The following is a 23870-nucleotide window of genomic DNA, read 5'->3' as shown; positions in this document are numbered from 1 at the left end:
TTATTGCTCTTAGTTAAAATTATTTAAGCCAAAAAGAAAGATCTTTGTTTAATAAATTAGAAAGTTTTTCTATATCTTTTTTATAAAAATCTGTCAAAAATTCTTTTTCATATTGGTTTAACTTTGGCAATTTTTTATTTGAATATAATGCTTTCTGAAGATTGTTTTTTATATTATGAGAAAGATTTTTCTTTAAAAAATTTATTATACCCATTTGGGTTAAGATATAATTAATATATTTAAATCTTGGCAAACTTGCTTTGTTGTGTTCTTTTGATAAATTAATATCGATTATATTAGTTGTTATTTTTAAAAAATAACAAAGTTGATTAAGTGTTTCTCTTGAATTTGTTTTATAATCATCATAAATGATTATCTTTATTTGTTTATTAGAGAATGTATCAATAAATCTTTTTACTTGTTGGTGATATAATCCTAGTTCAAGGTATAATCGGCTTACTCCCCATCCCTTTGTTTTTTTATAGTAGTCATATTCTAATTCTCTAATAAAATCTTCATTAAGTGTTTTTCCAAGCCTTCGATTCATTAGATAATGGGAAAATGCCCGATCAATAGGGTTTCTAAGAATAATAATTATCTTTGGGTTAGGAATTTTTTCTTTTATTGCCTTTGCTGCAGAAGGGCAGAAAAGATAAGAGTTGCTTGATTCCCCTATTGCTTTTTCATTTGATACATTTTTAAATAACCTAATGTAATCATCCCATTTTTCTATATTAGCTATATGAATGTTTTCTCTTTCCTGCTTAGATAAGTACTTTTCCAGATCAAAGTTTATATCAAGTTTATATTCTTTGTTGAAAAACTCTTTTTTTATGTCGGCTTGAGAAAAGAAGTTAGTTTCCTTTATTGGGGACATATAAACTTCAGGGTGTTTAGAAAGATATTGATGTAGAGATGTTGTTCCTCCCTTAGCCGCCCCAACAATAAAGAAATTTGGTAAATGAGTATGAGAAGTTTTTTTATTAGCTACGTAATATTTGTCTATTTTAACCATAGTATTTTCCTATGAATATTGAATAAAAGTTTGCTTTATATTTCTATTAGGTAAATATTATAAATTAAAATATAATTTAAAAATGAGAATATTCAATCTATGGATTACGAAGGACTAAGTTCCTGCTAGCTGAAAAAGAATAGACTAGCTACCGTATCCTCATGCCTAACCAATTAGGTAAAGTATTAATATATCTAATTATGGATTGGAGTATTAGAAGTTATAAATAGGTACCAGACTATGTTCCTTATTAAAGAATTCAAATCTAAGATTATGCAAATTTCTAGGGAACAGAAACTATCCCATTTTTATTCCCTTTTTAAAGAAGGGATGACTGTACTTGATGTAGGTGTTTCATCAGAGACAGCAAAGGGATTGCCAGCACGAAATTATTTCTTAAAAAATTTCAGATTTGATTCAAAATACTATACTGGATTGGGAATTCAGGATCTAAGTTATATGAATTCTCTCTTTCCAGAAAAGAAGTTTATTCAATATGAGGGTGGCAAATTTCCATTTGGAAATAATGAGTTTGATTGGATATTTTGTAATGCAGTTATTGAACATGTTGGAGATGATAAGGCACAACTATATTTTTTAAACGAAATGTTGCGAGTAGCAAGAAATGTATTTTTTACTACACCAAATAAGTATTTTCCTATTGAATCTCATACAGATGTACTATTTATACATTGGAACAATAGAGTATTTTATAAATGGTGTGAAAAACATAGAAGTGGGATTAAAAAAGAAAATCTCTACCTGTTTTCCTATAGTAGGCTAGAAAAATTAGTCCGTCGCTCTAAGGCTATTGGTTATGAAATAAGAAAGAATCGTACTTTAGGAATACCTATGACTTTTACAGTAATCTGCGCTGTCCAATAAAGCGTACATATTCGTAAAGATAATTAGTAAATACTCTTCTCACTTCTCCATGAACACAAAAAGTTTAAAATCCTAGTTAATTTGAAGTAACCATTTGATGAATAAACCTCTTATATCTGTAATTATTCCGTCATATAATTCTAGTGAAACACTAGAATTATGCATAGAAGCTGTAACTAAGCAAAAGACACGGCACCCATATGAAATAATTGTTGTGGATTGCTCTGATACGGATAAAGAGGAATATCTATGTCGCCAGTATGCCTCCGTTTTCTTTATTAAAAAGCAGCATAAGTTTACCCCTGGCATTGGTCGGAATATTGGTGCAGCACATGCCCAAGGGGTGATTCTTGTCTTTGTTGATGCAGATGTATTATTGAAGGATGACGCTCTAGAGAAGATTAGCCATTACTATAATATGGGATATCAGGTGTTCAGCGGAGCTCTGGAACTTTCAGGTTGCTCCAATGGGCAGTGGATGCCTTTATTAGAGCATGCTTATTTTAATCATGAATCTCAGAAGCACCGTTGTATAGGGAGGCGTAAAAATCTTAGTTCAGCATTAATGGTAGTAGACCGAGCTGTTTTTTGCCAGAACAAAGGGTTTCGAGATATTCCCCGGATGCAGGATACAGAAATGACCGAGCGCCTGAATCACGAAGGTATTAAGCTATATTTTATTCCCTATATAGTTGCATACCAAATTCAAAATACGACCTTAAAGAAATTGTTTTTTAAAATTTGGATTACCGGGAATAATCTTTATTTTATACGATATGCTCCTCATTTAAATTATTTCAAGAAGGCTACATTGTTTTTTATGCTCCCAGGCCTTGCTTTTTTTAAAATTACACGAATTATCTTACGAAATCTATATTTTATGGGCTTTCCAAATAAAGCACGTGTTTTTTTCTTAATACCTGTGCTGTATTTGTGTGGAAGTATATGGATGGGAGGATTTTATTCTGCCCTGTTCAGAAATAAGGGAGTTAGTCAAAATCGTTAAGAAAGTATAGTCTGCTTTAATTCGTTAAATATATGCAACCAAAAGATTGTTTTTTGAAAACAAAAATTCTAGGTGTCTCTTATGACAATATTGATGGAAATGCAGCTGTTCAGAGATTCCTTGCTCTTATGGAATCTTCTGGAAAAAGTAATATTTTTTTCTTAAATGCCGATTGCCTGTGGAAGTCACGGAAAGATAAGGAATATCGTGATATTCTCAATCAAGCTAGCTTACTTTTACCGGACGGTGTTGGTCTCAGGTTAGCGACCCGGATTTTTGGCAGCCGAATGCGGGATAATTGCAATGGCACAGATCTGAGTCCTGTCCTTATGAAGATAGCAGCTAAGAAAGGCTATAAGATTTATTTTTTAGGGGGGCGGAATGGCATCGCAGATCAAGCGGCAGAGAATATGCGTCGCCGTATTCCGGGGATTAAAATTACAGGTTCATACTCTGGATATTTTGATTCAGATAAAGATGTAATAGAAAGGATAAATACTTCTGGAGCAGAAATTCTCTTTGTTGCTATGGGGGTTCCTCTTCAAGAAAAATGGATTAGCCATAACCGAGAATGGTTAGAGCCCCGTGTGTGTTTGGGTGTAGGGGCGTTGTTAGATTATCTTTCTGGCCAGATTCCTCGCGCACCCCTATGGATGCGACAACTGTGGATCGAATGGATATGGAGAATTTTGGTTGATCCTAAACGTATGGTTAAACGTTATTTAATTGATGGATTCGGATTTATCGTATTTGTTATATGGCGGCGTATAATGGGAAAAGTATAACTCATGTTATTTTTATTCTTTACAAAAACAGTCAGAAAGAAACTAAGGTAGAGTAAGGACGCAAGGATATTATGATATCCATATCAATCATAATTGTAAATTATAATACACGGAATCTGCTTCAGGAATGTCTTAAATCAGTAATCCGTAATACCAAAGATCTTGACTGCGAAATTATTGTTATTGATAACCAATCTGCTGATGGCAGTATAGATATGATTCGTTCCAAATTTCCAAACATTTATCTTATTGCTAATACTGCTAACCAAGGTTTTGCTAAAGCTAACAACCAGGCTTTAGCTGTCGCGAAAGGGGAATATATATTCTTTCTAAATCCTGATACTATCGTGCTAAATGGTGCTTTGGCACAACTATTTGCATTCTGCCAATCTGATAGCCGTATTGCAGTAGTAGGTCCGCGACTCTATAAAAATTACGCCCGTGAGCATCATCCATCCATTAGAACATTTTCGCAACCGATTTTGGTTATTCTGTCATGTTTACCATTTTCCCGCTGGATCCTCTATTTCTATCATTATTATATTATTCAGAGAGAGCAGATTCAAGATGTAGATTGGCTAGCAGGTGCCGCATTCATGATGCCTCGACGTATTCTAGATAAGATTGGCTATTTTGATGAACGGTATTTTGTTTATTCTGAAGAAGAGGATCTATGTCTCCGCGCTCATAAGGCTGGTTATCGAGTGGTGTATTACCCCCCTGCTGAAGTCGTTCATTTAAAAGGCAAGTCAAGCGAGCAAGAGCCGATTCAAGCTAGCCGGTATTTCTGGGAAAGCAAATTATCCTTTTTTTACAAATATTATCCTTCCTGGAAAGTAAAATCATTTCGCTGGGCTCTTATTAAATTAATTCAGTTTAAAAAATTGTATTTATCTTATCCTCAACGGCAGAAACATGATCAGGTGATCCAGATTATGCGTGATTATAAAAAATAAAGTAATGAAGGGGAGTCATGCTAGGTTCAAAGGTTATTTTTATAGGTAACAACTCAGCAGCGTGAGAATTATTCTTCTGCCAAATATGGAAATACAAGGGGTATGGTTAGATGGTAAAAAGGGAATGGTTTATTTATATTGCATTATTCTAAATTCTGCATTTGCTTAATCTATACCCGACAGTAGATCTATTTGAGTTCTAAGCCGTCGAGCTATAAATATCCTTTTTATACCAATTTCATGTGATTTTGCATTGTATGGATTCAGTCTAAACAACCACTTGAAGCCTTAATAGATTGCATTCTTTGGTTAAATTGGTATTAGTTAATTAGCAAGCTGTGTGTTGGAGGGTTAGATATGGAGCATATTGCTGTTTGTATCGCGACGTTCAAACGTCCTCAGCTCTTGGAGAATCTCCTGAATGCGATAGCAAATCAGGTGACTGGAAAAAGATTCCTAATATCAGTAATTGTAGTGGACAATGATGCCAAGGCTTCTGCACAAGAAATTGCCAAAAAGTATACTAACTATTACTTTGTTGTACCCGAACAGAATATTGCATTAGCCCGGAACCGGGCTGCTACTGAAGCGATAGCGTTGGGTGGTGATTTCATTGCAATTATTGATGATGACCAGGTACCAATACCTGATTGGCTATTCAACCTTTATAAAGCTATACAGGGCATGGATATTGTCCATGGGCCAGTCTGTCGGAATGTTCCGGAAACACCTTTCTTTAGAGTTTTTTTCAGCCGCCGCCAGTATGATCGGCATAAAGGTTCAGGCAACTGTCTGATCCGAACTAGAGTTTTTCAGGAATTGCAATTTGACCCGTCCTTTGGAATATCTGGTGGAGAAGATTCTGATTTTTTCTATCGTGCTCGGGAAGCTAAATTCAACTTTGTATGGGCGCCAGATGCTATGGTAACAGAAATAGTTCCTCCACACCGAATGACTATTCGATGGGTATTAGCCAGGTCCTTTCGGGGAGGTAATTCCTTTATTCGGCTTCATAGAAAGAACAGTAATTGGAAAAAACAATTAATTTTATTTTGGATGCTATTAATCAAACTATTCATCGATTTAATATACATTCCGATAATGCCTGTAATGGCGGTTGTCTCGCCGCTTTGGTTTTGGCGGCAGGTACGGAAATCGTTTGCCCACCTGGGTCAATTAACTGCTTTCCTTAATTATGTTCATCTAGAATATAGATAGAGTAAACAAGAACAAAAGAACAAAACTCTGGAATCTAATAAGGCCCCCTCGCACGTCCGGAAATCGTGGTCTACCCGAAAAGCGTGGGGTTGATATTGGTATTGAGGATAAAGCCAGAGTAAAGCCTATAACCTGTTACAGGTGCACCTAAAGCCTGTTCGTATAACCGCAACGTAGTGGTGATAATATTCTGTCCCTGGTCGTTTTCCAGGGTACGCTATGCCCTCACCGAGTAACCCTAGGTTCGGCACAGGATATCGCCTTTGTAACGATATAAGTATCTTACCATCCAGGGACTAAGAAACTGTGATGTGCCTTTGAGTGAGTATTAATTATTTTAATATAAAGATGAAAGCTCCTGGTTTCACGCTAATAACGGGGAACTTGACGAAGCAGGAGTGGGTAAAAGGCATATGAGCCCCATCGGCAGTTACTAGCACGAGGGGTTACGATACTGTTTCTCAGGACGTTTTGTCTACCATCTTAGTATAATTATGCCTATATAATACGCAAGTAGAGAACGCACGGTGTTGCTGCTGGAGGTTACCTACAGGGATAATGTTGCGATCCCCTTTCCTTTCGAAGTTAGTCTGCTCCATAAGATTTTGAATCTTGCAACGCGAATAGTTAGCTATTACTAATAATCTGTAAGTTTTTTAAACTCTTGGTTCTCTGAATAAGGTAGCTGTAGCCCCTTTTGGAGTACTGCGACTCATCTTCCCCCTGCTGCCTAATAAAACCAACAAGCTAACGTATTTGTGCCCATGTAATTGTTCTAGCAGAATTAAATGCTTATTCAGCGCTGGAGTAAGAGGGGTATGAAAGACTAGTGTTTATGTTTTCCTGAGAAAAATATATGGCATACAACTATTCTTACTGCTATACAGGTAAAAGTTTCATACTATATAGAATTAGGAGTTGGGCAGCTGGAAGAAGAGTTTCAACGGTTCAGTGGATTGCAAAACCAGTCTATTATGTAAGTCTATGAATAATCAGGAATCTGCAAATTTACCTAAGGGGATAAATTAATGTCATTGCCTCATCCTCAGACTGATAACTTGCAAGGCCCCGTCGATTCAGCAAGCGACATGGAGCTTACAGCTCAAATGGAGCCTTTTGACTCTTTTTGGGAAGGGCCTGAGGAGCCCGAGGAGGTGGAAAAGGGCTATGGAAAATTCTATCAATTCTATCGCCATAATTATCTCAAGCATTTACCTGCTGACCATAATGCCCGCATCTTGGTGATTAGTTGTGGGCCGGGTTACTTTGTTAATACATTGAACAAGCAGGGCTACAAGAACGCAATAGGCATCGATTCCTTTGAGAGTAAGGTAAAGTATGGTCAACAGCATAGCCTCGACTGCCGAGCAGAGCGGGCTTTTCCCTTTTTAGCCTCTCACAAGAACACCTTCAATGTTATCTTCTGCGAACAGGAGTTAAACCATCTCACTAAGAAGGAGATACTTATATTTCTACGTCTGGTTTGGGAGAGCCTAATTTCAGGAGGTACATTAATTGTTCATGGGCTGAATGGAGCTAATCCGATCACAGGGTCTGAAGCTCTTGCACAGAACTTTGACCATTACAATACTTTTACCGAATATACCTTACGACAGGTATTGCAACATTCGGGGTTTGAACATATCCATGTGTTTCCGCTTCACCTGTATGTATTTTACAAAAATCCCTTTAACTATGTGGCATGGGGAGCGTCAACCTTGCTCAGCTTATTTTTCAGAGTATGCTTTATCCTCTACGGAAAGTCTAACAAGCTTTTTACAAAGAAAATTGCGGCCACCTGTCAAAAGCTAAAATAATATACTTATGTAAATTGTTATGAAGTCAATAGTATCCTATTTTAATTCCAAGTCGTACTAGGGATTAAATAATGAAAAGAAATCTTTCGGAATTGACAGGAAAAGAATACGATTTAGTTATCATTGGTGGCGGTATTTTCGGTGCCTGTGCTGCATGGGATGCGGTACTGCGTGGATTTTCCGTAGCCTTAGTCGAGAGAGGAGATTTCTCTAGCGGAACTTCAGCAAATTCTTTCAAAATAGTTCATGGCGGCATTCGTTATATACAGCATGGGGACATCATGCGAATTCGCGAGTCTTGCCGTGAGCGCAGCGCCCTACTGCGGGTGGCACCCCATTTAGTACAACCGTTACCAACGGTGATCCCTACCTATGGCCATGGCAAAAACGGAAAATTTTTGTTGGCAGCTGGACTGCTGGGCTATGACCTACTCACTTCTGATCGGAATCTGCATATCAAAGATCCTGATAGACGCATTCCCAGGGGACGCTTATTGTCGCGTGGCGAAGTAGTTGAATTATTCCCAGGGTTGGAACGGAATGGTTTGACTGGCGCAGCCATGTTTTCCGATGGGCAGATGTATAATCCAACCCGTTTAGTGTTGTCATTTTTACTTTCTTCCGCTGCTGCTGGGGCGGAGATAGCAAATTATGTAGAAGCTATTAATTTTATTCGTTCTAAGGGGCGGGTTACAGGTATTGAAGCACAAGATAAGCTTACTGGCGAGCAATTCCAGATTCGAGGTAAAGTGGTGCTCAACGCCACTGGCCCATGGGCGGAGCACCTGCTCAATAAACAACTAGGATTCAAGCTAGAGCGCAAAGGGACTTACTCGAGAGATGCTTGTTTTGTTATACCGCGTCAACTTGATAGCCGGCATGCCTTAGCCGTACTGGGACGTACACGTGATCCGGATGCTCTCCTAAGCAGAAACGCGCGCCACTTGTTTATTGTGCCTTGGCGGGATTATTCCCTCATTGGTGTCTGGCATGTGGTTTACGATGGCAATCCGGATGGGTTTGCCGTTACGGAGCAAGAGTTAAAAGCCTTTGTAGAGGAGATCAACGCAGCTTATCCAGCTTTGGATTTAAGTGTGGAAGAAATCTCCATGTGGAATGCCGGCCTATTGCCTTTTGGGGAAAACCAAGACAACGCGACCAATTTAAGCTATGGGAAGCGTTCCTTGATCGTTGATCATGCCAGGCAGCATCAGGTTGAAGGGCTGGTGACCCTCCTAGGGGTTCGCTATACCATGGCTCGAGGGGAGGCGGCGAAGGCGATTGATCTTGTAGCAAGAAAATTAAACCGCCGTGTGCCCAGGCCAGCCACTGCTAAAATCCCTATCTACGGTGGACGGATCGAACACTTTGAAGCATTCGTCCAACAGGTTACTCAGCGAAGTGAAGCGCCCCTGCCTATTAAAGCGCTGCGTGCCTTATTACATAACCATGGTTCGGAATATGATCGCATCCTGCGTTATGGTGAGGAGAATTCTGCTTGGGTTGAAACCATCGCTGATTCAACCGTAATTAAAGCCGAAGTTCTCCAGGCTGTGCGCGAAGAAATGGCTTTGAAGCTTTCAGATATTATCTTCCGCCGAACTGATCTCGCTACTGGAGAATATCCCGGTAATGAAGCACTACAAACCTGCGCACAGTTGATGGCTGCAGAGTTGGGTTGGACAGCTAAGCATCAGCATCAGGAGATTGAGGAAGTTAAGCGAATCTTTCCAATTTTTGGGCAAGTAGTCAGGGAAGATTCGTCTGCCCAAGTAGGCGTCGCTATATAAGATAAATAGTTTGGTGTAGATCTTTGGATTGTTCTAGGGGAAGTAGGATGAAAGTATTGATTACGGGAGGTACTGGCTTCATTGGCACGCGATTAGCGCTTAAATGCTTGGAGAAAGGAGATAAAGTCAGGCTCTTAGGTCAAGTGAACAACGCAGCCGAAGAGGGCAACCGTGATCTCGTAGAGCGTCAGGGAGGAGAAATTGTCATTGGATCGGTGACGGATAAAGACGTTATCGATAAAGCAATCGAGGGAGTAGAAATCGTTTATCATCTCGCTGCTGCACAACATGAAGCCAATGTGCCGGACCAGCATTTCTGGGAGGTAAATGTAGCAGGTACGAGAAATCTTCTTGAGGCTAGTAGGAAAGACAACGTCAAGCGTTTTGTTCATGGGAGCACAATTGGTGTCTATGGCGCTGCGATGGAGGGGGAGATTGATGAAGACACCCCTCTGCAACCGGATAATATCTATGGGATTACCAAGCGGGAAGGAGAAAAGTTGGTGTTATCTTATAAAGATAGACTGCCTGTAGTTATTATTCGGATTTCTGAGACATATGGACCAGGCGATCGCCGTTTATTAAAGCTGCTCAAAGCCATCGACAAAAAAATGTTCTTTATGATTGGAAAGGGAGATAATAGGCATCAACTCATATTTGTAGACGATTTAATAGAAGGGCTTTGGCTTGCTGCAAAAAATGATGAAGCTTTAGGTCAGGTTTTTGTGTTGGCGGGAAAAGAAATTTTAACCACCAATCAAATGGTAGCAACTATTGCTAAAGTGCTCGGCGTTACCCAGAGAAAGTTGCGAGCCCCCTTATGGCCATTTTTAATCACGGCAGTAGTAATGGAGAATCTTTTACGGCCGCTTCACATTCAGCCACCATTACATCGGCGTAGAATGGATTTTTTTAAAAAGAGTTTTTGCTTCTCTCAAGATAAGTCTAGCAGCATTTTAAAGTTTGAGCCTAAAACTAGTTTTGAAGACGGAATTGTAGCGACGGCTCAGTGGTATAAGGAGCATAACTATTTGTAAATTTTTATCTGTCAGTAGAGCAATAGAAGACTTCTAAAAAAAACGGCTATGCGAATTTTATTCTGCAATTATGAATATCCCCCACTAGGTGGCGGCGGTGGTGTAGTTAATGCGCACCTTGCAGAAGAGCTTGCCAAACGCCATGATGTAGTTGTGCTGACATCCCGGGGCCCAGCACTATCCAAAGATTATGTTGAGAAGGGGGTACGGGTTATAAGGGTACCCGTTTTAATGCGTCGCCAGAAAGCCGCTGCTAGCATGATTTCTATGCTATCTTATCTTCCAATGGGTGTATTACAAGGGCGGAAACTGCTTAAACAAGAGCATTTCGATATCATTAACACACATTTTGTTATTCCTACGGGGCCTGTTGGACATGCTTTGTCACGCTTCGGGCGGATCCCCAACGTTTTATCAGTACATGGCGGTGATCTCTACGATCCAAGTAAATGGACATCACCGCACCGTCATGTATTGTTACGAATTTCCATACAGAGGCTGCTGCGACAAGCCAACCGGGTCGTAGGACAATCGCTAAATACGGTAAATAACGTAGCGACTTATTACACATCAGAAGTTAAGCCTACGCGTATACCCCTTGGTATTCCTCGCCCACTACTAGGTCAGGCAAACCGTCATGAGTACGGTTTCAAGAACGAAGATATTCTGCTAGTCACAGTGGGTAGGTTGGTGGTCAGAAAGGCTGTAGATCAGCTTATCGAGTTGGTTGGAAATCTTCACGATAATCGAGTGCACCTAGTCATTCTAGGATCTGGCCCACTGAATGATGAACTCAGAAATTTAGCAGCTCAGCAAGCAGTGGTAGATCGAGTCCATTTTTATGGGCATGTGGATGAACAGGAAAAATTCCGGATTCTTCGTATGGCAGACATTTTTGTGTCAACGAGCCAGCATGAAGGGTTTGGGCTCGTTTTTTTGGAAGCGATGGCATGCGGTCTTCCGGTAGTTTGTTATGACCACGGCGGGCAGACGGATTTTCTTGTAAGTGGTAAGACTGGATATCTAGTGCGGCTCAATGATCATGCGGCTTTAATAGCTTCTATCCGTTGTCTGGTAGATAACCCGGCGAATCGGCAGACTATGGGTAAGAGCAATCAAAGTTTGGTCGAGAGCTATTATATTGACCACTGTGCTTCCTGTTATGAAGAGCTCTTCAAAGAGGTAATTACAGAAAAGGAGTCCGTCATTGGCTTCACCCATCGGTCATAGCCTTGCTGGTATTGTTTGTGCGTTAGCGGGTACTCCCCGAAGTGGCGGTTTTTGGCGTTGGGTTTGCTTTGGGATTTTTGCGGGCATTGCAGCTGATCTCGATTTTCTTCCGGGTCTACTTGTCGGTGATGTCAATAAATACCATCATGGCTTCAGTCATTCGATAATATCTGCGTTGATTTTTGGTTTGCTGGCATCCTATTTGTCGCGCTGGTTACAAGCATCTGCCTTTCGCACAGGCTTAGTGGGGGCGCTAGGTTATGGTTCTCATCTATTACTCGATTATCTTACCTATGACGGACGAGCTCCTTATGGAATACCCTTGTTCTGGCCACTTAATGACCATTACTGGAGTTCACCCTATCCAATCTTTGTGGGGATTAAACATGGAGAGCCCGGAGATTCGCTCACAGAGTTTGTGATGCAGGGGTTGTCATGGCATAACCTTTATGCAATCGGAGTCGAGCTGGCTCTGGTTCCTGTTATGTTGATTGTTTGGTATCAGGTATCGAAGAAATAAGACTGGTACTAAAGTCCAATCTCTGCGGTAGCCTGAGCATAAGAAAACTTGAAAGTAGGCAAATAACTTTTGTCCCTGGAAGTACGCCCGTGCCTAAAAGCGAGCAATCATAATATTAACATTACTCATTGATATTTAGATAGCTATCGTGAAGGAAATTGATAAGAACCAAGTTATCCGGGAGAGGCTTTTGCAAGCGCGCTCATCACCCGCAAAAGCATATATGGATCTGACTGTAGGGGATGTCGGGCTAAGGCGCTTTTTGGTGTATGAGTTTCTGACAACTATTTTGGGCTCAATGCCAGGTGGTTTTGGCTTTTTAGTTCGAAAAAAATTTTATCCACGATTATTCAAGAACGTTGGTAATGGGCTTATCCTGGGTCGTAATGTAACTATCCGGCACCCACACAAAATCACGCTCGGCAACAATGTCACTGTCGATGATAACTCTGTGCTAGAGGGGCGGGGTGAGGGCGTTGTGCTTGAGGATAGCGTTGTCATTAATCGTAACTCCATGCTTTTGGCAAAAACTGGGCCTATTTATTTGGGTTCTCGAACAACAATTGGCTGTAACTGTGTGCTTGCGTCCCTAGGTGGCATTGAGCTAGGCGAATCCGTTTTAGTGGCGGGTGGTTGCTATATGAGTGGTGGTGACTACCATATGGGCGATACCTCCCGTGTCATTATGGACCAAGGGGCTTATTCAAAGGGCCCAATTAGGATTGGTGACAATGTATGGATTGGCACGGGAGCCATCCTTCTCGATGGTGTGACTGTAGGGACGGGGGCTGTGATCGGCGCAGGGGCGGTGGTGACCCGAGACATCCCGGAAAATGTGATTGCGGTCGGCGTCCCTGCCAGGGTTATCCGGAGCAGGGCTAAGAAGGATTAGAGAACATTTCTATTAATATTTAGCATGGTACGTAAAGTGGAGAAAGAGCGTAGTTTCTCTCAGTCTAAGAAGGTTGATACGGCGGCTAGAGTCATTAAAAATTCCGCTGCGCTGTTTACTGCTTCGCTCTTTGCAAAAGGAGGTGGTTTGATTGTTGCCGTGCTTGTTGCACGTTACTTAGATCCATCATCCCTTGGTATCTATGGTATCGTTTTAGCCCTAGCGTTGCTATTTGAAATCATAACACCTTTTGGGCAGCAAGATGTTGTTGTTCGAGCAATAGCTAGAGATCAATCGCTAATGTTTACTTACTGGGTGAATGCCAGCGTAACAACTATTCTATTTGCTCTTGGATTTGGCGTTATCCTTGCATCATTTGCGCATCTCATGAGCTATGACGAAAGAATAATAATGGCCGTTTATGTTGCTGCTATTGGTTTGCCAGTTGCTGGACTTTACCTTATTGCCCAGGCTGTGCTCCAGGGCCTAGAGCGTATGGAGCATTTGGTTATTGCTGCCTTTATTGGGCGCGTTCTAGGGTTATTTATTTTGTGGATTTTACTTGTTATGGGGGTGGGGATTTGGTCAGCCTTTGTCGGTCGCATTATATTTCAACTAACCTCGTTCTTAATTTTAAGTTGGGTTATCCTCCAACAATCAAAGCAGGTCGGCTCCACTCCAGATTGGCGCCCAAAAGTTAATTTTTGTCAAGCTATTTTGTCTACGGCCGTACCGTTTGCATTGCAAAGGTTCCTAACAGAGTCGTTAGCTCGAATTAATATTATCATTTTACCGATGATAGTAGCTTTAGATATGGTAGGAATATTTAATGGGGCAGATCGAGTGAGTCAGACTAGCGCATCAATTATTCCTGTAGTCATGATGTCGATTCTTCCCGTTTTTTCTAGATCTTTTAAAAATTTCAAGAGCAAGTCTGGAGCGCTAATTTCCCAAACATTAAAATTTCTTTTTATCGTGATATTGCCCTTTGTCTTTATTGTTACAGCAATCGCCGACAAGATAATTCTATTATTGTATGGTCCTGGATACGAAGCTTCAGTGCAGGTACTACAGGTTATTATTTGGTCGCAGGTCTTCTTTGCGGCCGATATGGTTATGAAGCAGAGCATGATTGCTAATGATAATGAGCGTGCAATGGTGTGGCGATCAGCCCTAGGAACTATAATGAGCATAGCTCTGACTGTCGTCTTAGGTAAGATGTATGGACTTTTTGGGATTTCAATCGCTATAGTCGTAGCTAGTGTGTTTGTTCTTATACTTGATGCTTCGTTTGTCTTAAAGTACATCACTAAGATTGACTTAGCACAAGCAGCATACAAACCATTTCTTTGCGCGCTACTTTCAGGAGCAGTTTCTTTTTCTTTGACAAAATATAATCTGTTTATTCTCTTGTTAATCACAGCGACAGCATACATTATTGCGCTATTGTTATTTAAGGCCTTCTCGGCTGCAGAAATGTTGATAATGCGCCAATTATTTTATCGGGCATGGGGAAGAATTATAAAAATTAAGGGTTAAATTAGTGAATGGGTGTAATGAAGAAATATTAGTGAGTGGTAGTCCTAAATCATGAGTGATTATCATACGCTAGCTTCAGCTCTACAAACTTCGACCACAACCCTTGGCACAGAAACTTCGGCCTGTCCGTCTCATTGCTCCCGTTTTTGGGGTCCGCGTGGCCATGGCAGTAAGGGCAGTTCATCACAGCTCCTTAGGGAATAAAGACACAACCGTAGCAGATGATCACTCACGCTTCAACACTATCTAGTGAGTTTCTTCATTATTTGCTTCTTCACTGGATTTTATTTATAGACAGTCTTGATATTTATTTAGTCCATTTTCTTTTTTTGTTTTGGATTTCACGCTTATGAAAGGGATCATAATCACGTCGCAGCGGTCAGGATCGAATTTTCTTCGCCACTGTTTGAATTCTCATCCTCAAGTGAGATGTGATGGCGAATTACTAATAGGAGGTTTTATTGAACCGCCGCGGTTCCTAGCCGATCGACGGTTATCTACAAAGATCTATTTGTATATAGCAGCCGGTGCTTGGAGACCCGTAAGAATATTAGAAAACTTTTGCGCACGAAATGATGCACCGGTGCTCGTGTTTAAGTCAATGTATAATCAATTAAATAATAAAGTGTGCAACTTTCTAACGCACCATACGGATATTCGAGTGATACATTTACGTCGTGAGAATCTACTTAAACAATATGTATCTAAAATGTTGCTCGGTGCTAAGCGGGAGCGCCGGTGGCAACCTCATACCACAAAAAAAGTACCGGGTGTATCTATCCATATATCACCAACAGCAGCAATTAAAGAAATGCAGCGAGTTCGTAATCAGTTTCTAGAGTTCGAGCAATTGCTTTCGCATCATCATAGAATAGAATTAGTGTATGAGACTATGATTAATGGGCAGTCGCTCTCCAATGAAGCGGCAGAAAAAATTTGCGAATTGTTTCAATTAAATCCTGCACCAATGCATTGTGATTTTGTCAAGATCAATCCAAATGAACTTGAGTTAATGGTAAAAAACTATGATGAGCTTGCTAGCGCACTGCGTGGAACTGAGTTTGAACAATTTCTAGACTAAGTAGAGAAGAGTGGAGGGGGGATGTTCTCCCTCTATATGAGTTGGGAAAAAGAGCCTACTGCTTTTTGTGCTTGTGAGGTATGGTGGCGCGGATGGAAAGGTTAGGAGGTATCCATTACTTGACTTTTCTACGATTTGTAACTGGATAGCATAAAGGGAGAGCAAAATTGAGTGATAAAGAAGGAAGGTAAATGTGATGGCAGATAAGTCGTATACTGATCAGAAAAACCAGGAATTTTTTGATAACTGGGCGACTAAATATGATGGCTTCAAAATATCACCTTGGTTTCAATATACACAGAAACTAGCTATTGAGCAATTTACTCTTGGTGCCACTTCAAGGGTCCTTGATATAGGCTGTGGAACGGGCTTTGCCGTAACCTATCTAGCCTCAGTACTAGGAGTGGAGAAAGCCTGTGGAATTGATATATCGGATAAAATGGTAGCAAAAGCACAGGAGAAAGTGTTAGGCGAGATAAAGCAGAAGGTTGAATTTCGGCAGGCGGCGGCAGACTGCATTCCTTATCCTAGTGGGTCGTTTGGCCACGTATTGTGTACAAATTCATTTCACCATTATCCACATCCAATAGAAGCATTGCAAGAGATGCGCAGAGTCCTAACGCCAGGCGGCGAGTTGGTGATATTTGAAAATGCACCGGATCTTTCCCTGTATACGTGGGCTTGGGATCGCCTACTCAGGATTATTGAAAAAGGTCATGTTCGATACTATACGTCACATGCACTAGGAAAGTTGTTCAAACAGGCGGGGTTTGAGAATCCGCAACTCAGGGTGCTGAGAAATGAGTTCATGAAGTATGGAAAGCTGTTTGCTTCTATTCAGGTTTGGTACGCAAGGAAAGAAAGCTAGGTTTTTAATCCTATTAAAAATTGTCCTTTAACTTGTTAATTTAAGTCTCCACGATGCTAGTAACGATTAATAGAATTGGCGTAGTTAGAGACAATATTTGTTCTTCTTTAGGAGACTTTTATAATGGTAGTTCGAAACCTGGTACGAAACCTGGACGCTCTAGAGGGTTCGGAACCTTTCGATGTATGTATTATCGGTTCGGGCCCTGCCGGTACTACGCTTGGAACCCTACTGGCAGAACATGGAATCCGCACAGTTATTCTTGAATCTGGTAACAGCTTGCTTAATTGGCTTGCTGATCCGCGTCTTAAAAAGCTTGCAGAATACGAATACACGGGGGATACTAATTATCCACTGACCCGAACAACAGGACGTCTAGTAGGGGGCAATTCAAATTTTTGGACGGGCCGCTGCGAGCGGTTTCAGCCATCTGATTTTGAAACAAATCCCTATACTCCCAAGGGTAATCCTTGGCCAATTAAGTATAAGGATTTAGATTCCTATTATCTGCAAGCTGAGAAAATGCTTCGTGTGCGTGGCGGTAAGCTCTCGAAATATATGCCACCACGTAGCGAGGAGCTGCCGCTTCCTCCAAGTCCTAATATTACTGCTTTGAAAAAGCTTATGATCAAAGCAGGCGTGGTAGTCGATGATTCGCCAACAGCGACACCCGCAAGAGGTATTCGCTTCTTTCGATTTAATAAAGAAATTCTACCGCGATTTCTAGGGTCTCGGTGCGGGATACTTGTATCGGGTGTGACGGTGACACGCCTAATCCACGATAATGAATCCCGTATTATGGGGGCGGAAGCAAAAACGCTCGATGGGATTACGAAAATGATTAGAGCACACACCTATGTTGTTGCCTGTGGTGGAATACAGACACCCCGTTTGCTTCTTTTATCGCGTTCTGAACGCTTCCCTAAAGGAATTGGAAATCAATATGATCGTGTCGGTCGAGGCTTTAACGAGCATGCTGCACCAAATATCTATGGGAAAATTCGTCATAACCGGAACACCCTAGATTTACGCCACAAAGTGGGCCGAACGCACCAGTTTTATGAAAAATTTTGGGTCGACGGACTGGGAGGGGTATTCCCTGTATTCATACAGTCCTGGGTATTTCCCCATCATCTCCTCAGATACAGGCTGCAGGATATTCCCAGACATGCGGTAAAGATTATGAAGCGCGCCATGCAGCCGACCCTCTATATGGGTGCAACGATCGAAATGCAGCCAGTGGATGAAAATCGAGTGAGCTTGTCGAATACAAGGGAAGATATCTTTGGCAATCCCCTACCGCACTTAATATTTAATTATACTGATAAAGATTTGCATTTGTTAGAACGAACCCGACAGCTCTTATATTCATTATTTGAAAAAATGAATGCAACTGATTTAGAAGAAATTGAAGTAACCTGGTCCCGCCATCATATCGGAACTTGTCGTATGGGTGATAATCCCAAGACTAGCGTTGTTGATCGCAATCTTAAGGTGCATGATTGTCCAAATTTATATTTGTGTGGATCTGAAACTTTTGTTACTGGATCGCCAGCCCCTCCCGTGCTCACCATTACCGCCCTTGCGCATCGTCTAGGTGATCATCTAATTAGTAGTTCACTTCAAAAAATTTAATCGGTATTTGGCTAATTAATAAATAAGGATTAATTAGATGGCATGATAGATAAGACTTTTGACCGCCTGAAACTTCTAGGCAAACTACCAAATTTTGTGGTCGTTGGTGCACCAAAATCTGGTACCACTTCGCTTTACCACTATCTATCCCAGCACTCCGATATTTATTTGCCAGTGAAGAAAGAATTGCATTATTTTTCATCTCACCGGCTTATACAATTAACTCAGGGGCCATCCGACCGGTATGTGGTAGAAAGCATTTGTAAGACGCTGGATGCCTATGCAGCTTATTATGAGGCTGTCGGTTCTCCGAACGCAATTGGAGATATTTCCCCCTTTTACCTCTATCATGAAGGCTGTGCCGAACGCATTTACAAGGAACTAGGGGCGAAAACACGAATTATTATTCTTCTACGGCATCCGATAGAAAAGGCTTATTCACAATATATGCACTTGGTAGCTGAAGGGAGGGAGACTCTTTCTTTTGACGCAGCGATTGAGCAGGAAGCCCAACGTAAGTCGAAGAAGTGGTTGGATATATGGCTCTATACACAAAGCACTTTTTATGCTCCGCAGGTGGAGCGTTTTTTGAGCGTATTTCCAAGGGAGCAAATATTCATTTGCCTTCTGGAAGATATGCAACGTGATCCAAAACAATTTTTGCAGGAGGTATGTGAGTTTTTAGATATCTTACACTTGGAAAGCAGTAACTTGAGTACAGTTTACAACCGTTCTAGTGCTCCGCGGTCGAAATGGGTGGCGCGTTACTTTGTTGCTCCTGGTCCGTTATATGCGTTAGCAAATAAAATGCGCAGGACACGGCTGCGGAGATTAGGCGGCCTTATCTTTGCTATGCGTAGGCGGCTGAAAGCGTGGAATGCCTGCCAGAAAGAGCCGCTTTCCCCGGAAATGCGTGAACGGTTGGAACAACTTTTCCGGCCAGATATCGATGCCCTTGAGTCCCTATTAGGGTGTAAGCTGTAGCAGAAATGAATACGCTTATTATTATTGTTATGCTAACAGGTAAAAAGAGACATATCTTACCTCTAAAATTGGGAAAATTTTCCTAATTTTTTGAACCAACCATGAGAATTAGGCCCTGGCGCATGTAAGGCGATTTTATCGAAAATACTAAAACTTGTTGTGCCGAGATCATGAATTCGAAAGTCTGGCAAAGCAGCATCATTCCGGTTGTTCTTTCTGCATTCCTTTCCAGTGGTAACTGTTTGTAGCGATAGCACAACTGGAGAAAAGCAATTACTCGAACTCTAAAAAGATGAAGTAGTCTTTGTGATATCGTGGAAAATATCTCTATGCAGGACTATTGCTTCTATACTTCAATTTATCCCGAATCAATGAAGGCAAGCTCTTTGTTTAGTACGGAGTAAAGCTCTGCTAGTAGCAGTATCGTAATTTAAGGAGTATGCCTAAATGAGAAGTATTAAAAAAATCACGAAAGTACGATTCCCATTAATTAGTCAGTATGTATTTTTGGTACTGTCTGTTATACCTGACAGATTATTTATTACTATGAGGTATGCTATCACACTAAAACAGATACCGAATCTTAAAAATCCAATGAAATTTAATGAGAAGTTACAATGGATTAAGTTGAATTGGCATGATCCAGTGGCCGTCATGTGTGCTGATAAAGTCGGTGTTCGGGAATTTGTTCGTTTGCGAGGCTGTGGTGAAATATTGAATGAGTTGTATGGAATTTACGATAAAGCAGAAGATATAGATTTTTCAGTAATGCCTGACTCTTTTGTGTTGAAGGCAACTCATGGTTCAGGATGGAATATTGTATGCCAAGATAAATCAAAGATCGACGTAGAAGAAACGGTTAAAAAAATCAAGCTATGGTTAAATAGTAGCTATTACAATCATGCTCGTGAATGGGTGTACAGGGACATTAAACCACGAATAGTGTGTGAAAAATACCTAAGTGATGGTGAAAATGAATATTTGAGAGATTTCAAATTCTACTGTTTCCATGGAAGACCTTTATATTGCCAAGTAATTGGAGACAGGCATAAAGGTAAGGTTGTTGACTTTTATGACAGGGATTGGAGTTTAATGCCATTCACGGGTTCGCATTTGCCTGGCAAATCATCCCCTCATTTTAGTTGCCCTTTATCCAAGCCCGAAAAATATGAGTATATGCTCGATATCGCTGAAAAACTTTCTCGAGATTTTGCATTTGTCAGGGTGGATTTGTATTCTTTGCAAGACAAGGTATATTTTGGAGAATTAACCTTCTTCCCATTTGGTGGCCTAGGTGAATTTGAACCTTATGAGTGGAATTATAAGCTTGGGGACCTGATTGATTTAAATGTCTTTCACAAATTTTAAGCCAAGGACAATGTTATGGGGGCGTAGTCGGCGCAGAGGTTAAGTAAATGGTTTGGAAGTTGGGCCTCGCAAGGCCGCCGTTTGCGGATGTGCCTATAAGCTCCTTCAACCCGCCGAAAAACGGTGGATGCGGATCAAGGAGTTCCGGCTGTTGGGGTTGTTTGTCAACAATATCCAATTTTTAATGGATTCGAATTCCCGTTCCCGATGCGTTCTAGCTATTACCGCTCGGCGTCGCCTCAGTAACCCCTCACTGTCTCAGCCCACTTCAAACACCACAGCGTGTATTGCCCGTTGGCTCATTTCTTGAAACTCTGAGCACACCTGCTGGACGTAAATCCCTTGCAGCGTTTTATTCGAACTATGCAACAATACCGCATAAGTAGACTTCGGGCTATTGAATGCTTAAAAGTGCTCTAAAGCTAAAGCCATAATGGTCGAATAAGAAAAGAGCAGCATTGCAATGGTGTGCCTTTTAGGACCATTTTCTAAAAGTGCGACCTATAAATAATGTTAATATAACAATAGGAGACTTTAGAGCCATGATAAGACTAAGATTTAAAAGCCTTTTGTTTAAATTTTTATTATCCCCTGTTGTTCTATTTGTCTACTCGGCATCGGCACCGGCAGCAACAGTAGAGTACTCCAATGATTTTGAATCGGGGTTTGGAGATATTTCATTTAAATATGAATGCCGAGATGAACAATATAACAGGGTAACCAATGTAAGCCGGGAAGGCAGTTATTCGTTGCGCACTTTTCAAAGAGGCGACCAAGGTTGTGTCCAACCTAATGGAGTGGAAAGAAAACGAACAAAATTCGTCTTAGGGGATGTGCGTTATTCGCGGGATACAACGTATTGGATTGGGTTCAGCGTTTACGTGCCCAAAGATTACCCAATACATAGAAATGACGGTATTTTTGTATATGGCTCAACTTCTGGAAGCCAGCCAGGTGAGCCCGCGATGTATTTAAGAGATGGCAAGTGGCAGATTGACAACAGATGGTATGATGGGAGCAGTGTAAAGCACAGCCGGATTTTTGAGGGGAAAGCCGATACTGGCCGATGGACGGACTTTGTGCTGGAGCTAAGGCGTTCGCCGATAAAGGGCAATGGTGTTCTAAGAGCTTGGATGGATGGAAAGTTAGTTGGCGAGACAACTGGGGTGATAGTGGGTACAGACTACTCAACTCCTCCGGTTGCTAAATTAGGAATTTATTTCGGAGGAAACAGGAGCGACGATTACACTCTTAATTTCGACTCTATAAAAATAGCCCAAGGCTCTGGTGCCTATGCATTTGTTGTGCCAGGGAATTCAGATAAGATATTAATGCCGCCGACTAATTTAGTGGTAACGAATGTGGTTCCTTAAAATAATATAATGAACTCTAAATATAGAGATTACTTTCTCGAGCCGCTATAGTCGGCTCGATTCTTTATCTGGCGAAAAAAGTCAGCGTAGGCGAATACGGCACAGAGAGCAATGGTCAGGAGGTCGAGAAGTCGGTGCCTGTCTTGCCCACGTAGCAAGGATTCTTGCAGCGGGGGTGTATAAATAACTATGTAACTGGTGATCTGCAATAACAAGAAGAAGAAAACTGATGACCAATACTGATTTCACCATTCACTCTTTAAGTTCCACTGTATACTGACTCGCTTTCTTCTTGTTAATTCTTTGGTACATACTCTCTTCTTTACCTTTAAGATTACTTGAAGTTGCTTGTCGGGGATAGTCTAGCCATTTCATCACAACGGGCATAGCGGGTGGACACCTGTGGATATTGCGCTCTCATTATCTGATTGGCTTGAAGCAAACCCGCCTGATGTGGTGCTGTTACACATTGGAACTAACGAGTTGGATACTTTGGGTATAATATCCTTCTTAATATTATTGATTCATTTAATACGGATATCACAGTCGTTTTGGCTCGCATTCTTAATCGAGCGACTTACCATCCGGAGACTACAGAATTTGGTAGTCCTGCATTATGAGTGATAATCAGGATCGGGTTGTTGGGCAAAGGGTCGCATTATAATGGTGGACAAAATACCAAATAGCGCCGACATGGTTTTCTAATTTCTTGGAGAAAGAGAGTGCTTTTCTGACTAAACGCGAAACACGCTGTCTGAGCGTACAATTAAAGCGTTCAATGTGGCTTGTTTGTCCCGTTTCTTTGCCCACGCTGCGATGGCGTGGCCCTGGGAAGATAGCCTCATAGGCTTCCCAAAAATCGGTGTAACTTACGGCCCGCTGCCGATAAACGGCGGGTAAGGACTGCCATAATCCTTGTGCCCCTGTTTGACTCCGATCGCCGATATAAACCCCCACAACTTCTTGGGTGTCCCTATCGAACGCTAACCACACCCATTGTTTATTGCCCTTTCTGGCGACAAACGACCAAAGCTCATCGCACTCAAGGGTTAAACGAGCTCTGGACTTTTTTTTATCTCCACTCGCCGCGGTGTATGCGCATATTTATCGTTCACATAATATTGCAACCAGCGCTCTGAAACGCCCGTGACTCGGACAATCCCTGCCAGCGGAATTCTCTCTAAGAGCAATTTATCAATCAGCTCTTTCGTCTCTTGAGTAATGGAGCAATTCTTGGGGTCCTCCACGAATTGCCGACCGCAGACTTTGCATAAAAATTTGGGTGTCCCGACCCCATTACTCCCATTTTTGACAATATGAGTACCACGGCATCGGGGACAGTTCATGGCTATCTCCTTGAGAAATCTATACATACATAATATAAATATAGCGCATAATCACTCAATATGCAGCACTACCCAGAATTTAATAGCAATATAGAAGCAATAGCTCAGGCTAGAGTGAGCAATGGTGATCAAATGCTTATTGCAAATCATGAAAATGCGCTTGTATATCCAGAGGATATGGTGGATGAACTTCATCCAAGTAGTTCTGGCTCTGCCAAGATGGCCACGGTATGGTTTGAGGCGCTGCAATCGCTTGCACCGGCCTATGTGCCAGTAATGCCTAAAGTGACGTCTGAACCGATGACGGATGCCTCAGTGGGTATTCCTTATACCGATGAAGTTGAAGCCATTGGATGGCTCCTACCCCATTATACCTTAGTAGAGGGCCCACCTGATATGAGTCTCCATCCTGATACCGGCCGTATAGCATGGACCCCAAGTGTAGTGGGTGCATTCGATGTCACGATACAAGTAGAAAACTCAGAGGGCTCTGATATACAGGACTTTACAATTAATGTTAATTAA

Annotated in this window: 21 protein-coding genes; 19 read left to right on the top strand and 2 right to left on the bottom strand. The window is 41.4% G+C overall.

All coding sequences use genetic code 11. From position 1 onward, the window contains the following. Nucleotides 1-19: 19 nt before the first annotated feature. Complete coding sequence (locus tag NHAL_RS16110; protein WP_013034210.1) at nt 20-1015, bottom strand: sulfotransferase family protein; 996 nt, start codon at nt 1013-1015, stop codon at nt 20-22. Nucleotides 1016-1255: 240 nt separating this feature from the next. Here NHAL_RS16110 and NHAL_RS16105 point away from each other — a divergent pair, with 240 nt between their 5' ends. The 18 genes from NHAL_RS16105 to NHAL_RS16020 all read left to right on the top strand — a co-directional run bounded on the left by NHAL_RS16105 (nt 1256) and on the right by NHAL_RS16020 (nt 21999). Next, nucleotides 1256-1900, top strand: a complete 645-nt coding sequence (locus NHAL_RS16105) for a class I SAM-dependent methyltransferase (protein ID WP_013034209.1) — start codon at nt 1256-1258, stop codon at nt 1898-1900. Between the two features lie 97 nt (nt 1901-1997). After that, a complete protein-coding gene (locus NHAL_RS16100) occupies nt 1998-2906 on the top strand; it encodes a glycosyltransferase family 2 protein (protein ID WP_013034208.1) in 909 nt (302 codons plus the stop codon). Nucleotides 2907-2959: 53 nt separating this feature from the next. Then, the gene (locus tag NHAL_RS16095; protein WP_162010832.1) at nt 2960-3691 is read left to right on the top strand and encodes a WecB/TagA/CpsF family glycosyltransferase; all 732 of its coding nucleotides are present in this window, start codon (nt 2960-2962) and stop codon (nt 3689-3691) included. 71 nt (nt 3692-3762) lie between these two features. Next, nucleotides 3763-4647 (top strand): glycosyltransferase family 2 protein, encoded by an 885-nt coding sequence (locus NHAL_RS16090; RefSeq protein WP_013034206.1) that lies wholly within the window; start codon nt 3763-3765, stop codon nt 4645-4647. Nucleotides 4648-5004: 357 nt separating this feature from the next. Next, nucleotides 5005-5865, top strand: a complete 861-nt coding sequence (locus NHAL_RS16085; RefSeq protein ID WP_013034205.1) for a glycosyltransferase family 2 protein — start codon at nt 5005-5007, stop codon at nt 5863-5865. 1028 nt (nt 5866-6893) lie between these two features. Beyond that, complete coding sequence (locus tag NHAL_RS16080; RefSeq protein WP_013034204.1) at nt 6894-7682, top strand: class I SAM-dependent methyltransferase; 789 nt, start codon at nt 6894-6896, stop codon at nt 7680-7682. 71 nt (nt 7683-7753) lie between these two features. Then, entirely contained in the window at nt 7754-9472 is a 1719-nt protein-coding gene (locus NHAL_RS16075) for a glycerol-3-phosphate dehydrogenase/oxidase (protein ID WP_013034203.1), read from the top strand. A 47-nt stretch (nt 9473-9519) separates the two neighbouring features. Beyond that, nucleotides 9520-10509 (top strand): NAD-dependent epimerase/dehydratase family protein, encoded by a 990-nt coding sequence (locus NHAL_RS16070; RefSeq protein WP_013034202.1) that lies wholly within the window; start codon nt 9520-9522, stop codon nt 10507-10509. Between the two features lie 48 nt (nt 10510-10557). Beyond that, a complete protein-coding gene (locus NHAL_RS20680; protein ID WP_013034201.1) occupies nt 10558-11739 on the top strand; it encodes a glycosyltransferase family 4 protein in 1182 nt (393 codons plus the stop codon). Next, nucleotides 11717-12259 (top strand): metal-dependent hydrolase, encoded by a 543-nt coding sequence (locus NHAL_RS19925; RefSeq protein WP_013034200.1) that lies wholly within the window; start codon nt 11717-11719, stop codon nt 12257-12259. Before NHAL_RS20680 ends, NHAL_RS19925 begins: the two co-directional genes overlap by 23 nt. A 148-nt stretch (nt 12260-12407) precedes the next feature. Further along, nucleotides 12408-13151: an acyltransferase gene (locus NHAL_RS22285; protein ID WP_275260990.1), complete on the top strand. Its 744-nt coding sequence runs from the start codon at nt 12408-12410 to the stop codon at nt 13149-13151. Nucleotides 13152-13187: 36 nt separating this feature from the next. Further along, complete coding sequence (locus NHAL_RS16050) at nt 13188-14690, top strand: flippase (protein ID WP_203434331.1); 1503 nt, start codon at nt 13188-13190, stop codon at nt 14688-14690. Between the two features lie 661 nt (nt 14691-15351). Continuing rightward, nucleotides 15352-15771: a hypothetical protein gene (locus NHAL_RS21285; protein ID WP_162010831.1), complete on the top strand. Its 420-nt coding sequence runs from the start codon at nt 15352-15354 to the stop codon at nt 15769-15771. Between the two features lie 196 nt (nt 15772-15967). Then, complete coding sequence (locus NHAL_RS16040; protein WP_013034196.1) at nt 15968-16639, top strand: class I SAM-dependent methyltransferase; 672 nt, start codon at nt 15968-15970, stop codon at nt 16637-16639. 123 nt (nt 16640-16762) lie between these two features. Continuing rightward, nucleotides 16763-18274, top strand: coding sequence for a GMC oxidoreductase (locus NHAL_RS16035; protein ID WP_013034195.1), 1512 nt, complete (start codon nt 16763-16765; stop codon nt 18272-18274). Between the two features lie 42 nt (nt 18275-18316). After that, nucleotides 18317-19258 (top strand): sulfotransferase family protein, encoded by a 942-nt coding sequence (locus NHAL_RS16030; protein WP_013034194.1) that lies wholly within the window; start codon nt 18317-18319, stop codon nt 19256-19258. Between the two features lie 447 nt (nt 19259-19705). Beyond that, nucleotides 19706-20626: an ATP-grasp fold amidoligase family protein gene (locus NHAL_RS16025; protein WP_013034193.1), complete on the top strand. Its 921-nt coding sequence runs from the start codon at nt 19706-19708 to the stop codon at nt 20624-20626. Between the two features lie 542 nt (nt 20627-21168). Further along, the gene (locus NHAL_RS16020; RefSeq protein WP_013034192.1) at nt 21169-21999 is read left to right on the top strand and encodes a polysaccharide lyase family 20 protein; all 831 of its coding nucleotides are present in this window, start codon (nt 21169-21171) and stop codon (nt 21997-21999) included. Between the two features lie 627 nt (nt 22000-22626). Here NHAL_RS16020 and NHAL_RS20675 read toward each other — a convergent pair. Beyond that, nucleotides 22627-23345, bottom strand: a protein-coding gene (locus NHAL_RS20675; protein ID WP_420804782.1) for an IS1 family transposase whose coding sequence is annotated in 2 segments (ribosomal slippage) — nt 22627-23075 and nt 23075-23345 — 720 coding nt in all. Because the reading frame shifts where the segments join, the coding sequence is not laid out codon by codon here. Between the two features lie 60 nt (nt 23346-23405). Between NHAL_RS20675 and NHAL_RS16005 the strand changes: the two genes are divergently transcribed. Next, nucleotides 23406-23870, top strand: a complete 465-nt coding sequence (locus NHAL_RS16005; RefSeq protein ID WP_013034189.1) for a putative Ig domain-containing protein — start codon at nt 23406-23408, stop codon at nt 23868-23870.

This window comes from Nitrosococcus halophilus Nc 4, from assembly GCF_000024725.1.
GTDB lineage: Bacteria > Pseudomonadota > Gammaproteobacteria > Nitrosococcales > Nitrosococcaceae > Nitrosococcus > Nitrosococcus halophilus.
This window is presented reverse-complemented; position numbering and strand designations above follow the sequence as displayed.